At 64.6% G+C, this 12,328-nt stretch carries 14 protein-coding genes; 3 read left to right on the top strand and 11 right to left on the bottom strand.

Features of this window, described 5'->3' with window-relative positions; translation table 11 throughout:
- Positions 1-4: 4 nt before the first annotated feature.
- Positions 5-1,384 carry a trypsin-like peptidase domain-containing protein gene (locus tag C4S70_RS08375; protein WP_104007659.1) on the bottom strand — a complete coding sequence of 460 codons (1,380 nt, stop codon included), beginning with the start codon at positions 1,382-1,384 and terminating at the stop codon, positions 5-7.
- Positions 1,385-1,555: 171 nt separating this feature from the next.
- On the opposite strand from C4S70_RS08375, the gene C4S70_RS08370 reads away from it, so the two are divergent.
- The gene (locus C4S70_RS08370) at positions 1,556-2,008 is read left to right on the top strand and encodes a host attachment family protein (protein ID WP_104007658.1); all 453 of its coding nucleotides are present in this window, start codon (positions 1,556-1,558) and stop codon (positions 2,006-2,008) included.
- A gap of 73 nt (positions 2,009-2,081) precedes the next feature.
- On the opposite strand, the gene rplQ is transcribed toward C4S70_RS08370, so the two are convergent.
- The 8 genes from rplQ to C4S70_RS18630 all read right to left on the bottom strand — a co-directional run bounded on the left by rplQ (position 2,082) and on the right by C4S70_RS18630 (position 7,717).
- On the bottom strand, positions 2,082-2,501 hold the full coding sequence (gene rplQ / locus C4S70_RS08365; protein WP_104007657.1) for a 50S ribosomal protein L17: 420 nt from the start codon (positions 2,499-2,501) through the stop codon (positions 2,082-2,084).
- 118 nt (positions 2,502-2,619) lie between these two features.
- The gene (locus C4S70_RS08360) at positions 2,620-3,636 is read right to left on the bottom strand and encodes a DNA-directed RNA polymerase subunit alpha (protein ID WP_104007656.1); all 1,017 of its coding nucleotides are present in this window, start codon (positions 3,634-3,636) and stop codon (positions 2,620-2,622) included.
- A gap of 115 nt (positions 3,637-3,751) precedes the next feature.
- A complete protein-coding gene (gene rpsK / locus C4S70_RS08355; RefSeq protein ID WP_104007655.1) occupies positions 3,752-4,141 on the bottom strand; it encodes a 30S ribosomal protein S11 in 390 nt (129 codons plus the stop codon).
- A 12-nt stretch (positions 4,142-4,153) separates the two neighbouring features.
- Positions 4,154-4,522, bottom strand: a complete 369-nt coding sequence (gene rpsM / locus C4S70_RS08350; protein ID WP_104007654.1) for a 30S ribosomal protein S13 — start codon at positions 4,520-4,522, stop codon at positions 4,154-4,156.
- A gap of 195 nt (positions 4,523-4,717) precedes the next feature.
- Complete coding sequence (locus C4S70_RS08345) at positions 4,718-5,365, bottom strand: adenylate kinase (RefSeq protein ID WP_104007653.1); 648 nt, start codon at positions 5,363-5,365, stop codon at positions 4,718-4,720.
- Positions 5,362-6,729, bottom strand: a complete 1,368-nt coding sequence (secY, locus tag C4S70_RS08340; protein ID WP_104007652.1) for a preprotein translocase subunit SecY — start codon at positions 6,727-6,729, stop codon at positions 5,362-5,364. Before secY ends, C4S70_RS08345 begins: the two co-directional genes overlap by 4 nt.
- A 111-nt stretch (positions 6,730-6,840) precedes the next feature.
- Complete coding sequence (gene rplO / locus C4S70_RS08335) at positions 6,841-7,311, bottom strand: 50S ribosomal protein L15 (protein WP_104007651.1); 471 nt, start codon at positions 7,309-7,311, stop codon at positions 6,841-6,843.
- Positions 7,312-7,450: 139 nt separating this feature from the next.
- Positions 7,451-7,717 carry an integrase core domain-containing protein gene (locus C4S70_RS18630; protein WP_160114858.1) on the bottom strand — a complete coding sequence of 89 codons (267 nt, stop codon included), beginning with the start codon at positions 7,715-7,717 and terminating at the stop codon, positions 7,451-7,453.
- A gap of 33 nt (positions 7,718-7,750) precedes the next feature.
- Here C4S70_RS18630 and C4S70_RS18625 point away from each other — a divergent pair, with 33 nt between their 5' ends.
- Positions 7,751-8,146, top strand: coding sequence for a hypothetical protein (locus C4S70_RS18625; protein WP_160114857.1), 396 nt, complete (start codon positions 7,751-7,753; stop codon positions 8,144-8,146).
- Positions 8,147-8,426: 280 nt separating this feature from the next.
- On the opposite strand, the gene C4S70_RS08325 is transcribed toward C4S70_RS18625, so the two are convergent.
- Complete coding sequence (locus C4S70_RS08325) at positions 8,427-9,020, bottom strand: hypothetical protein (protein WP_104007649.1); 594 nt, start codon at positions 9,018-9,020, stop codon at positions 8,427-8,429.
- 61 nt (positions 9,021-9,081) lie between these two features.
- On the bottom strand, positions 9,082-11,430 hold the full coding sequence (locus tag C4S70_RS08320) for a DNA topoisomerase IV subunit A (RefSeq protein WP_104007648.1): 2,349 nt from the start codon (positions 11,428-11,430) through the stop codon (positions 9,082-9,084).
- 203 nt (positions 11,431-11,633) lie between these two features.
- On the opposite strand from C4S70_RS08320, the gene C4S70_RS08315 reads away from it, so the two are divergent.
- Complete coding sequence (locus C4S70_RS08315) at positions 11,634-12,284, top strand: SH3 domain-containing protein (protein WP_104007647.1); 651 nt, start codon at positions 11,634-11,636, stop codon at positions 12,282-12,284.
- Positions 12,285-12,328: the final 44 nt, after the last annotated feature.

Raw genomic sequence — 12,328 nt, 5'->3', positions numbered from 1 at the left:
ACGGTCAGAGCCTCAGCCGCAGACTGACCCGCTGGCCCTGCCGCAACAGGTCGATCCGCAGCCAGCGGCCCGGCCGTGTCAGGGCGCGGCGCACGTCGCGCGGCCGTTCCACCGCCTCGCCGTTGATGGCGACAATCACATCCCCCGCGCGCAGCCCCGCCGGCCCGGCATAGGGGCCCGGTTCGGTCACTACCACCCCGTCCAGCGACAGCGGCAGGCCGAACCGCAGCATGGTGCGCGGGTTGATCCGCGCCACCTTGAGGCCGGGAAACACGGTGCGGTCGCCCAGTTCGGTTTCTTCCGCCGGCGGATCGTCGGGCGGCGGCATCATGGCGACTTCGATCTCTTTCGTCCGGCCATTGCGCAGCCGCGTAACCCGCGCCTTGTGACCGATCCCCGCCACCACCATGCGGAACATCATCTCGGCGGGGGAATTGACCTCTTGCCCGTCAACATGGGTGATCAGGTCGCCCACGCGAAAGCCCGCGCGGGCAAAGGGGCTGGCCGGATGCAGGTCGGAAATCAGGAAACCCTGCGGCAGATCCAGCCCCAGTGAGGCGGCCAGGTCCGCGTCCACCGATTGCCCCGCCATCCCGGCCCAGGGGCGGACGAATTCCCGGTTTCCCGCCCGCGCCTGCGCGAGAAATTCGCGCACGAGATTGGCGGGGATCGCAAAACCGATGCCGTTCGACCCGCCGGACCGGGTCAGGATCGAGGTGTTGATGCCGATGAGCCGCCCGTTCACGTCGATCAGCGCCCCGCCCGAGTTGCCGGGATTGATTGGCGCGTCGGTCTGGATGAAATAGCCGCGTTCGTTGCCCACCGACGTGCCCGACCGCGCCAGCCCCGAAATGATGCCGCTGGACACGGTCTGCCCCACCCCGAACGGGTTGCCGATGGCCAGCACCAGCTCGCCGACCTCGACCCTGTCGGAATCGCGCAATTCCAGATACGGCAGGTCGCGCGCATCTTTCAGCCTGAGAATGGCGAGATCCAGCGCCTCGTCGCCCAACAGCACCTCGGCCTCGTATTCCCGCCGGTCCTTCAGCACCACGCGGATGTCGGTCGCGCGTCCCACGACGTGAAAGTTCGACACCACGATTCCGTCCGGCGTCAGGATCACCCCCGATCCCAACGAGTTCTGAATCCGTGGGCGCGGCTGGGCGAAATCGCGAAAGAACTGCTCAAAGAACGGATCGCCCGCAAAGGGGGATCGTTCCTGCGTCACCGTGCGCGCATAGATGTTCACCACCGCCGGAGCGGATTTCTTCACCACCGGAACAAAGCTCAGCGAAATCTCGGCGGGAGACTGCGGCACGCGGGTTTCGGCCCCTGCCGCCGCCGCGGAGACCAGCGTGAGCGCAATCAACAGAATACGGAACATGGCGCCTCCTCGGGGTTTGACCCTTGATATGCGCGGGCGATCTGGCAATTGCAAGAAACCCCGCGACCCGTGGCCTCACCCTCTTGCGCCGAAGGGGCTGAATGCAAAGATCAGTTTCGAACAAGGACGGTCCGCCCACGCGACCGGGCATTCAAGAGAGGGGTAACTGAAATGATCGAACTCAAGAACGGTATCTGGATCGTCGTCGCGGATCAGGAAAAGGCGCTGTTCCTGCGCAACATCACCGATCATCAGGATCCCAACTTTGAGGTGATCCGCAAGGAAGAGTTCGACAGCGAGGCCTTCCGCCCGGAAACCGAGGCCGGGCGCCGGGCCGACAAGGGGCCGAACCAGAAGTCGGCCGTGAACGATGCGGACGCCTGGCACGATCTGGCGCGCGATACCTTTGCCCGCGATCTTGCCGAGATCCTCTATAGGCAGGCGCACAAGGGGGCGTTCAAGCGCATCGTGATCGCCGCAGCGCCGGACGTTCTCGGCGCGCTGCGCGACGAGTTGCACAAAGAAGTCGCCGAACGGGTCGTGGCCGAGATCCCCAAGACTCTGACCAATCACCCGGTCGATCAGCTCGAAAAGGTCGTCAAGGCGGAGCTCGAGGCCATGTAGCCGCACGAAAAAGCCGCCCCGAACGGGTCGGGGCGGCATATTCGGCCGTGGGACCGGCCGGAAAAACAGAGATTTATTCTTCGGCGGCCTCTTCTTCGGCAAGGCGGGCCTTGTCGGCGGCACCTTTCGCGTTCGGGTCACGGTCCACCAGTTCGATGATCGCCATCGGCGCCATGTCGCCATAGCGGAAGCCGGCCTTGAGCACGCGGGTATAGCCACCATTGCGCTCGGCATAGCGGGGGCCGAGAACCTCGAACAGCTTGGCGACGTGCTTGTCCTGCTTGAGCCGGGCCGCCGCCTGACGGCGGGCGTGCAGGTCGCCGCGCTTGCCCAGCGTGATCAGCTTGTCCATGATCCGCTTGAGTTCCTTGGCCTTGGGCAGGGTGGTCTTGATCTGCTCGTGCTCGATCAACGAGCCGGCCATGTTGGCGAACATCGCCTTGCGGTGTTCGTGGGTGCGGTTCAGGCGGCGATAGCCTTTTGCGTGACGCATTGTTCAGTTCCTTCTTTCACGTTTTGCTTTGTCCGGCGGCCGATGCGTGTCAGCCGCTCTCCTTGGGGCGGGTGCCCGGGGTCCACGGCGCAGTGCCGCGCCGTGGAGACGGGACGCCTCAGTAGGCGTCCTCGTATTTCTTGGCCAGTTCCTCGATGTTGTCCGGCGGCCAGTCCTCGACATCCATGCCCAGGTGCAGGCCCATGCCCGACAGCACTTCCTTGATCTCGTTCAGCGACTTGCGGCCGAAGTTCGGGGTCCGCAGCATCTCGGCCTCGGTCTTCTGGATCAGATCGCCGATATAGACGATGTTGTCGTTCTTCAGGCAGTTTGCCGATCGGACCGACAGTTCCAGTTCGTCCACCTTCTTGAGCAGCAGCGGGTTGAATTCCAGCTCTTCGCCCTCGTCGGCGCGGCCGGCGGCTGCGGGTTCCTCGAAGTTGACGAAGATCGACAGCTGGTCCTGCAGGATCCGCGCGGCAAAGGCCACGGCGTCCTCGGGCGTGACCGAGCCGTCGGTTTCCACCTTCATGGTCAGCTTGTCATAGTCCAGAACCTGGCCTTCGCGGGTCGGCTGAACGTCGTAGGAAACCTTCTTGACCGGCGAATAGATCGCGTCGATCGGGATCAGGCCGATCGGGGCGTCTTCGGGCTTGTTCTTCTCGGCCGAGACATAGCCCTTGCCGGTGTTGACGGTCAGCTCCATGTAGAGATCCGCGCCATCGTCCAGGTGGCAGATGACGTGATCGCGGTTGAGAACCTCGATGCCGGCGCTTTCGCTGATGTCGCCGGCGGTCACGACCGCAGGACCACGGGCCGAGATCGACAGGCGCTTGGGCCCTTCGACTTCCATCTTCAGGGCGACGCCCTTGAGGTTCAGGATGATGTCGGTCACGTCCTCGCGCACGCCAGCGACCGAGGAAAACTCGTGCAGGACGTTGTCGATCTGCACGCTGGTGATCGCAGCCCCCTGCAGCGACGACAGCAGCACCCGCCGCAGCGCGTTGCCCAGCGTCAGACCAAAGCCGCGCTCCAGCGGTTCGGCGACGATCGTGGCCTGCCGCGACGGATCGGCGCCCGGCTTGATCTCGAGCTGCGTCGGCTTGATCAGTTCCTGCCAGTTCTTGTGGATCATGTAGTACCCTCCATTCCTGTCTGCGCCCCATGTCCGAAAGGCGCAGACGCCCGAGGTTCAAAACGGCGTGCTGGGGCCGTGCGGATGACACGGCCCCAGCGATGATTTCTTGCGCTCAGACGCGGCGACGCTTGGGCGGGCGGCAGCCGTTGTGCGGAATCGGCGTCACGTCGCGGATCGACGTGATGTTGAAGCCGATCGCAGCCAGCGCCCGCAGCGCCGATTCACGGCCCGAACCGGGGCCCTGAACCTCGACTTCCAGCGTCTTGACGCCATGCTCCTGCGCCTTGCGGCCGGCGTCTTCGGCGGCCAGCTGGGCGGCATAGGGGGTCGACTTCCGCGAGCCCTTGAAGCCCATCGTGCCGGCCGAGGACCAGGCAATCGCGTTGCCCTGCACGTCCGAGATCAGGATCTTGGTGTTGTTGAAGGTCGAATTCACATGCGCCACGCCAGCGGCGATGTTCTTGCGTTCCTTGCGGCGAAGGCGGGTCTTGTCACGAGCCATGTTCCTGCCTCCTTATTTCTTCTTGCCGGCGATGGGCTTGGCCGGCCCCTTGCGGGTGCGGGCGTTGGTGTGGGTGCGCTGGCCGCGAACCGGCAGGTTCCGGCGGTGACGCAGGCCACGATAGCAGCCAAGATCCATCAGGCGCTTGATGTTCATCTGCACTTCGCGGCGCAGGTCGCCTTCGACCGTGTAGTTCTGGTCGATATGTTCACGAATCTTCAGGACTTCGGCGTCCGACAGTTCGTTCACGCGACGGCTCGGCTCGATGCCGACAGCTTCGCAGATCTTCTCGGCCGAGGTGCGGCCGATTCCGTGGATATAGGTGAGGGCGATGGGCACCCGCTTTGCAGTCGGGATGTTAACGCCGGCAATACGTGCCACGTTTCTTCTTCCTTTCGTTGCGGTTCCGTAATTCCAGAACCTTTTTTCACAACGCTCGACCTTGGCGGCGATGCCAGTGGGCCCAGCAGTTCATGAGGTGGTCCCGCGCGGGCAGGCGAATCCCTTCCGCGCGAAGCGATTCCCTTGCGGGATGGGGGTCGATATGGGCTTTTCGCGATTGCGTCAAGCCCCCAATTACAGACTGTCCAGCACCCCGGCTATGGAGGTGCGCACCTCGTCGATCTCGCCCAGCCCATCGACCCGATGCAGCAGGCCCTTGGCATAGTAGTAACCGATCAGCGGCGACGTTTTCTTGTAGTATTCCATCAGCCGGTTGCGCAGGCTTTCCTCGTTGTCGTCCGCGCGGCGGCGAAAGTCGGACGCGCCGCATTTTTCGCACTTGCCGTCGGCCGGGATCGGCCTGGTGATGTCGTTGTAGACCTCGCCGCAACTGCCGCAGGTGGACCGCGCCGTGATCCGGGCGATCAGCGCCTCGTCATCGACCGCCAGCTCGATCACCGCATCCAGCTTCTGCCCCATCGACTCCAGCAGCTCGCCCAGCGCATCCGCCTGGGCCAGCGTGCGCGGGAACCCGTCGAAAATGAATCCGCCGCCGGCTTCGCCCTCGAGCTTTTCGCGGATCAGACCGATCACAATCTCGTCGGTGACCAGTTCGCCGCGGGCCATGATCTCGGCCACGCGGCGGCCCATCTCGGAACCGCTGTCCTTGGCCTCGCGCAGCATGTCGCCGGTGCTCAGCTGCACCATGCCGCGCTCTTCCACCAGAAACCTTGCCTGCGTTCCCTTGCCTGCCCCCGGAGGCCCCAGAAGTATGATATTCATCGACGCGACGGTACCCTTCTTCCGCGTTTGCGATTGCCCTTGCCACGCAGCTGCGACTTTTCGATCAGCCCCTCATACTGATGCGCAAGGAGATGGCTCTGAATCTGCTGGATCGTGTCCATGGTCACGCTGACCACGATCAGCACCGAGGTGCCGCCAAAGTAGAACGGAACCGCGAACTGGCCGCGCAGGAACTCGGGCAGCAGCATCACCGCCACCAGATAGATCGAGCCCACCACCAGAATCCGATTGACCACGTATTCCAGATATTCGGCGGTCTTCTTGCCGGGGCGGATGCCGGGGACAAAGCCGTTCTGGTTCTTGAGGTTCTCGGCCACGTCATCGGGCTTGAACGACACGTTGAAGGTGTAGAAATAGGCAAAGAACACGATCATGACCGCGTAGAACAGCAGATAAAGCGGCTGTCCGGGTCCGAAAAAGGCCAGCAGCCACGACATGATCGGCCCGCTTGCCGCGCCCTGGCTGAAGGTCGAGATCGTGGTCGGAAGCAGCAGAAGCGAACTGGCAAAGATCGCCGGGATCACGCCGGCGGGGTTGACCTTGACCGGCAGATGCGAAGACCCGCCGTCATAGACCTTCATTCCCACCTGGCGGCGCGGATACTGGATATGGATCTTGCGCAACGCCCGTTCCATGAACACCACGAAGGTCAGCACCACGACCACCATCACGATCACGCCGACGATCACCGCCGGGCTGATCGCGCCGCTGCGGCCCGAGGCAAAGAACTGCGCCAGTGCCGCCGGAATTTCCGCCACAATGCCGACAAAGATGATGAGCGACACGCCGTTGCCCACGCCGCGCTGGGTGATCTGTTCGCCCAGCCACATCAGGAACATGGTCCCGCCGACCAGCGTGATCATGGCCGAAAACCGGAAGAACAGCCCCGGATCCGTCGCCAGATCGCCCGCCTCCAGCGACACAGCCAGCCCGTAGGCCTGCAACGTGGCCAGCGCCACGGTGCCGTAACGGGTATACTGGTTCAGCTTCTTGCGGCCCTGTTCGCCCTCTTTCTTGAGCTGCTCCAGCGACGGCACCATCGACGCCAGCAGCTGCACGATGATCGAGGCCGATATGTAGGGCATGATCCCCAGCGCAAAGATGCCCATCCGCCCCAGCGCGCCGCCGGTGAACATGGAAACCATGCCGCCGATCCCCTGACCGGCCTGCTCCATGAATTCACGCAACGCGGCGCCGTCGATGCCCGGCACCGGGATGAAGGTGCCCAGCCGATAGACGATCAGAAGCCCGATGGTAAAGAGGATCCGGTTGCGCAGATCGGTGGCCTTGCCAAGGGCGGCCCAGCTGGTGTTCGCCGCCATCTGTTCTGCTGCTGATACCATGAATGCGGTCTCTTGTTGTGAAACGCCGCCCGGAACCGTTTTCCGGCTCGGGCGGCGTCATGGAAAACTGGGGTCTATGTAAGCGGCTCGCGCGCCGCTCACAAGCCGCAATTACGCTGCGGGCGCGTTTGCGACCTTCAGCGAGCCGCCCGCCTTCTCGACCGCCTCGATGGCAGCCTTCGAGGCACCGGTGACTTCCAGATTCACCTTGGCGGTGATGTCACCCTTGGCCAACACGCGGATGCCGTCCAGCTTGCGACGGACCAGGCCACTGGCAACCAGCGCATCCTCGGTGATCGCGGATTTGGCGTCCAGCTTGCCGGCATCGACGAATTTCTGAATGAGTCCGAGGTTCACCACGGCATATTTCTTGCGGTTGGGCTTGTTGAAGCCGCGCTTGGGCAGCCGCATGTAGAGCGGCATCTGCCCGCCTTCGTAGCCGTTGATGGCCACGCCCGAACGGGACTTTTGACCCTTGATACCCCGGCCGCCGGTCTTGCCGGTGCCGGAACCCGGACCGCGGCCCACGCGCTTGCGGGGTTTCGTCGCGCCGGGATTGTCGCGCAGTTCGTGCAGTTTCATGTCGCTTCTCCTGTTGCCGGATGTGACCCCCGAAGCGAACGGGGCCAAACGCGGCGTTTCGTGCTTTTCGAGTCGCGGCCCCTCGGCCACCGGGGGCGTATAGCCCCATCCCGCGCCTTTGGCAAGAAAGTGCACAGGCTCAAGACATCCGAGACGCGCGGGCGGCTTTGAGGGGGTCCGCCGAATCGTGGTGGAAGAGGTAATGCAGGGTTGGTTTCTGGCCAAGAACATCGTGGGGGCGGTGGGTGTTGTATCGGTGGGCGAAGGCGTCGATCAGCGGGTTGAATTCGGCGATCCGGTGGGGAGGATCGTAGACGGCGTAGAACTCGTAGCGCCAGGTTGCCTGCATGCGTTCGACGCGGCCGTTCATCTCTGGCGAGCGGGGCGGCAGCACCCACGGGGGCATCTTGCGCGCCGCGCAGGCGTCTTTGAGCCCCCCATGAACTCCGATCCGCCGTCGATCTGGATGACCTTCACGGGGAAGGACATCTCGGACACGAGCTTGTCGAGGAAGCGTGCCGCAGCACTGGCAGTAAGGCGGTGGACGGCCATGGCCACGCTTCAGCGCGAGGCGCAGTCGATGGCGGTGAACTGGCGGGCCTGCCGGCCGGCGCCGAGATTGACCTTGAAGCTGTCGATCTGCACCACCTCGCCGGGGGCGCGGGCCCGGAGCGCCTTGCGCAGCCTGCGGGCATGGGGCCGGCGCGGGCGGGGGGCGGCGCGGCGGGGCGAAGGCTTGGGCCATCAGCCACGGCAGGATGCGCCCTGCCGAGCTGTCGGAAACGGCAAAACCCCGCGCCCTCAGCACCGGGCCGAGCTTGCGCTTGCCCCATAGCGGGTTGTCCTCGTGCAGGCGCCTGAGGTCGGCCACCGGCGCCCGGTCCCAGCGCCGCTGACGCACGCGCCGCGCCCGGCGCTAGAGCGTCGCCCGGCTCACCCCCACTGCGGCTGCCGTCCGGGCGTTCCTGATAACCTGGCGAGGCACGCCAATAACCTGCATGGGGTTCTCCTCCTCTCTTGTCTCTCAACAACAGATTCGGAAAACCCCTCCTCAACCTCAAAGTCTCACATGTGTCTGAACCTGGACAGAATGCCGCGCGGCTTGGGGGGCCAAATCACTGGCTGGGCAGCGGGTCGTCGTTTTCCGGCGGGTTGAACACCGGGTTGTCGGTGAACCAGCCGTATTTCTCGTGCTGCTCGGCAAGCCATGCCTCGAGCTGCTTGGCGGCGTTGTAGGACAGGCCCGCGATCTGTTCTTCGCGCGTGCGGGTGTATCCCGACCCCAGCAGCGCCGAATCCGCCTCGGTGTTCTCGAATACCACCAGCTGATGCGGCTTGTCGTTCAGCTTGCGCGCGTCGTCATCGTCCCAGACCGTGACCAAAAGGACGAGAACGGATTTCGGGCTGTACAGAACCGGAACGCCGCCGGGGGCCAGCATGTAGCCTTCGACGCTGACGCCAAGATGATAAAGTTTGTCGCCATCATAGCGCCCCAGGCGCTCGGCGAAGGCGTTGGTCAGCGCGTCGATCCATTCTTCCTTGGTCGCCTCGCGCGAAACGGGGCCCTTCTGCATCTTGGGCGCAACCACGATGTTGTGGCCAAGACTGAAGTCGCCGAGTTGCAGTTTGGGCTCCTCGGAGATCGGAGGCTGTGCGCCACAGCCCGCCAGAAAGGCAAGACCGGCGACAAGAGCAATTCGTTTCAGCATGACCACTCGATCGGTTTCTCGTGTCCCGGTCTTACTGCACCCTCGCCGGCCGCGCAAACCATCAGCTGAACCGGTTGTTGCGCGGGAACCCGTAGGGCGGCTTCTTGCCGACACCGGCACGCTTGCCCAGCCAAGGCGACAGATCCTGTTCATGCCGCGTCTTGCCGCCGCCCATTTCCCATTTCAGCCCCTCGGCCCAGTCGAAGGTCGTCAGGTCCGACAGGCCGCCGTCCAGTTCCAGCGTGCCCTGCCGGCCACGCGCCATGTTGTATTTCTGAATCCGCACGCCCTTGCCGCGGGTCATCTCGGGCAGCTCGGAGACGGGGAACACCAGGAAGCGGCCGTTTTCGCTGACCACGGCGACGTGATCGCCGGCCACGCGGCGGCAAATCCGCGCCGTTTCGCCCTCCTTGAGGTTCAGCACCTGTTTGCCCGCACGGGTCTGGGCCACCACCTCGTCCTCGTTGACGATGAACCCGTTGCCGGCGTTGGAGGCCACCACCAGGCGCTGGCCGGGACGGTGAATGAAGAGGTCGACGATCTCGACATCGTTGGGCAGATCCACCATCAGCCGCAGAGGTTCGCCCAGCCCCCGCCCGCCGGGCAGGTTGGCGGCGCTGATCGTGTAGAACCGCCCGTTCGAGCCGAACACCAGCAGCTTGTCGGTGGTCTCGGCATGGAAGATGAAGCGCGGCCCGTCGCCGTCGCGGAACTTCAGTTCGCGTTTCAGGTCGATATGGCCGGTCATGGCGCGGATCCAGCCCATCTGCGAACAGACCACGGTGATCGGCTCGCGCTCGATCATCGCCTCGAGCGGCACTTCTTCGATTTCGCCCGCATCGGCAAAGCGGGTGCGGCGCGCGCCGCCGGGATAGTCCTTGCCGAACTTCTTCTTCGTTTCCTTGAGCTGTTCGGAGATCTTCGCCCATTGCAGGCTTTCGTTCTCCAGCAGATCCTCGAGCTGCGCGCGCTCCTCCATCAACGCGTCGCGTTCGCGGATCAGCTCGATCTCTTCCAGCCGGCGCAAGGACCGCAGACGCATGTTCAGGATCGCGTCCACCTGCACCTCGGACAACTCTCCCTCGCCCGGGCCGGGTGAGACATAGTCGGCTTCGGAGGTGGCGCGGGGATGGTCAAGGCTCCAGTCCTCGCGCATCAGCGCGGCCTTGGGGTCGTCGTCGTAGCGGATGATGTCGATCACCCGGTCGAGATTGAGGAAGGCGACGATGAAGCCTTCGAGCACTTCGAGCCGATGGTCGATCTTGCCCAGCCGGTGCCGCGACCGGCGCAGCAGCACCTCTTGCCGATGGTCGAGAAAGGCGCGCAGCACCTCCTTCATCGAACAGACCTTGGGCGTCAGCCCGTCGATCAGCACGTTCATGTTCAGGCTGAACCGCACCTCGAGATCCGAGTTTCGGTATAGCATGTTCATCAGCACGTCCGGGTCCACGTTCTTCGACCGCGGCTCCAGCACGATGCGGATGTCGTCGGCGCTCTCGTCCCGGACATCGGCGAGGATCGGCACCTTCTTGGTCTGGATCAGCTCGGCCAGCTTTTCGATCAGCTTGGATTTCTGCACCTGATAGGGGATCTCGGTGACCACGATCTGCCACTGGCCGCGGCCCAGATCCTCTTTCTCCCACGAACAGCGCAGGCGGAAGCTGCCGCGCCCGGTGCGATAGGCCTGGGCGATGTTCTCGGCCGGCTCCACGATCACCCCGCCGGTGGGGAAGTCCGGGCCGGGGACGTATTTCAGCAGCGTGTCGTCGCGAGCGTCGGGGGTCTTGATGAGATGTAGGCAGGCATCGACCAGTTCCGCGATGTTGTGCGGCGGAATGTTGGTCGCCATGCCGACCGCGATGCCGCTGGCGCCATTGGCCAGCAGGTTCGGAAAGGTCGCCGGCAGAACCACCGGTTCCTTCAGCGTGCCGTCATAGTTGTCTCGAAAATCGACCGCGTCCTCGTCCAGCCCTTCGAGCAGCGCCTCGGCGACCACGGTCATGCGGGCCTCGGTGTATCGGCTGGCGGCGGGGTTGTCGCCGTCGATATTGCCGAAATTGCCCTGCCCGTCCACCAGCGGGTAGCGGACGTTGAAATCCTGCGCCAGGCGGGCCATCGCGTCATAGATCGCGGCGTCGCCGTGCGGGTGATAGTTGCCCATCACGTCGCCCGAGATCTTGGCGGACTTGCGGAAGCCGCCGGTCGAGCTCAGCCGCAGTTCACGCATCGCGAACAATATGCGCCGGTGAACGGGTTTCAGCCCGTCCCGCGCATCGGGCAGCGCCCGGTTCATGATCGTCGAAAGAGCATAGGTCAGATAGCGTTCGCCGATCGCGCGGCGCAGCGGCTCGGCCAGCTCATACCCGCCTTCGGGGCGCTCCATGTTGGGGGTGTCCACATCTTCGGTCATAGATGCGGTGATACCGGGGCAGCGGCGCAGGGTAAAGCGGCGGATGCAGGTTATCCACCGCAATCCGGGGGCGGGGAAGCGGGCGGCAGGTTTCCCCGGTGCCGCGAATCGAAGGGAAGGGTTATGCTGACCTTCGCCCGAATCTCGGGCCGGACAGCCGGGTTTCACGCCATTTTCAGTCGTTTCGCCTTCGGGGACGCGCCATGCGCTTTGCCATCGTCTCGTTCGTTTTCCTGTTCTGGGCCTTCTACGAACTCAGCGGCGGCGCCGATTTCGAACCGCGCGGCCGCCGGCCCACACCGCAGGCCGATCTGGCAGCAGACCGGGCTGCGCCGGTGGTGGAAAAGGTTGCGGCCCGCCCCGCAATCGCGCCGCGCAAACCCCACCCAAGGACGGCAGACGTCCCGTCTGCCCAAGAGTCGCCGGTGTCGGAGCCGGCCGCCGACCCACCGCAGACCGCCCCACACAAGCCGCCGCGCCTGGCCGCGAGCGTCGGCGCGGGTCTGTCCCTTTTCCCGCCCGTCGCGGGCAACGCATCGCTTGCCGCATCCGGCGGCCCGATCCCGTCGCTGGCGACGATCGCGGCAAGGCCGGCATCGCAAACGGAAACGTCAACCACCACGGTCACCCCGGATACCACGCCGACCGAACCCGACATCCGCGAGATCATCGGCACGCGGGTCAACATGCGCGACGGCCCCGGCACCATCTATCCCGCCACCGCGCGGCTGATGCTGGGTCAGAAGGTCGAGGTGCTGGAGGATTCCGGCACCGGCTGGCTGCGGCTGAAAACGGTGCAGAGCGGGCTGCGCGGCTGGGTCGCGGCCTCGCTGGTCAGCAAGCCCGCGCGGTAATCTGTCTCTTGCCTTGTCCGGCCCGGATGGCGACAACGGTGCCG

Origin of the sequence: Jhaorihella thermophila, assembly GCF_900108275.1 — a bacterium.
GTDB lineage: Bacteria > Pseudomonadota > Alphaproteobacteria > Rhodobacterales > Rhodobacteraceae > Jhaorihella > Jhaorihella thermophila.
The sequence above is the reverse complement of the archived record's forward strand: the minus strand, read 5'-3'. Positions and strand labels throughout refer to the sequence as shown.

What these genes read in the sequence shown, in the direction of transcription:
- C4S70_RS08315 (WP_104007647.1), top strand. Translation starts at nt 11,634, where the DNA reads ATGCGCTTTGCCATCGTCTCGTTCGTTTTCCTGTTCTGGGCCTTCTAC.
- C4S70_RS08320 (WP_104007648.1), bottom strand. Translation starts at nt 11,430, where the DNA reads ATGACCGAAGATGTGGACACCCCCAACATGGAGCGCCCCGAAGGCGGG.
- C4S70_RS18625 (WP_160114857.1), top strand. Translation starts at nt 7,751, where the DNA reads ATGAACTCCGATCCGCCGTCGATCTGGATGACCTTCACGGGGAAGGAC.
- C4S70_RS08325 (WP_104007649.1), bottom strand. Translation starts at nt 9,020, where the DNA reads ATGCTGAAACGAATTGCTCTTGTCGCCGGTCTTGCCTTTCTGGCGGGC.
- rplO (WP_104007651.1), bottom strand. Translation starts at nt 7,311, where the DNA reads ATGAAACTGCACGAACTGCGCGACAATCCCGGCGCGACGAAACCCCGC.
- C4S70_RS08370 (WP_104007658.1), top strand. Translation starts at nt 1,556, where the DNA reads ATGATCGAACTCAAGAACGGTATCTGGATCGTCGTCGCGGATCAGGAA.
- rpsK (WP_104007655.1), bottom strand. Translation starts at nt 4,141, where the DNA reads ATGGCTCGTGACAAGACCCGCCTTCGCCGCAAGGAACGCAAGAACATC.
- C4S70_RS18630 (WP_160114858.1), bottom strand. Translation starts at nt 7,717, where the DNA reads ATGCCCCCGTGGGTGCTGCCGCCCCGCTCGCCAGAGATGAACGGCCGC.
- C4S70_RS08360 (WP_104007656.1), bottom strand. Translation starts at nt 3,636, where the DNA reads ATGATCCACAAGAACTGGCAGGAACTGATCAAGCCGACGCAGCTCGAG.
- C4S70_RS08375 (WP_104007659.1), bottom strand. Translation starts at nt 1,384, where the DNA reads ATGTTCCGTATTCTGTTGATTGCGCTCACGCTGGTCTCCGCGGCGGCG.
- secY (WP_104007652.1), bottom strand. Translation starts at nt 6,729, where the DNA reads ATGGTATCAGCAGCAGAACAGATGGCGGCGAACACCAGCTGGGCCGCC.
- C4S70_RS08345 (WP_104007653.1), bottom strand. Translation starts at nt 5,365, where the DNA reads ATGAATATCATACTTCTGGGGCCTCCGGGGGCAGGCAAGGGAACGCAG.
- rplQ (WP_104007657.1), bottom strand. Translation starts at nt 2,501, where the DNA reads ATGCGTCACGCAAAAGGCTATCGCCGCCTGAACCGCACCCACGAACAC.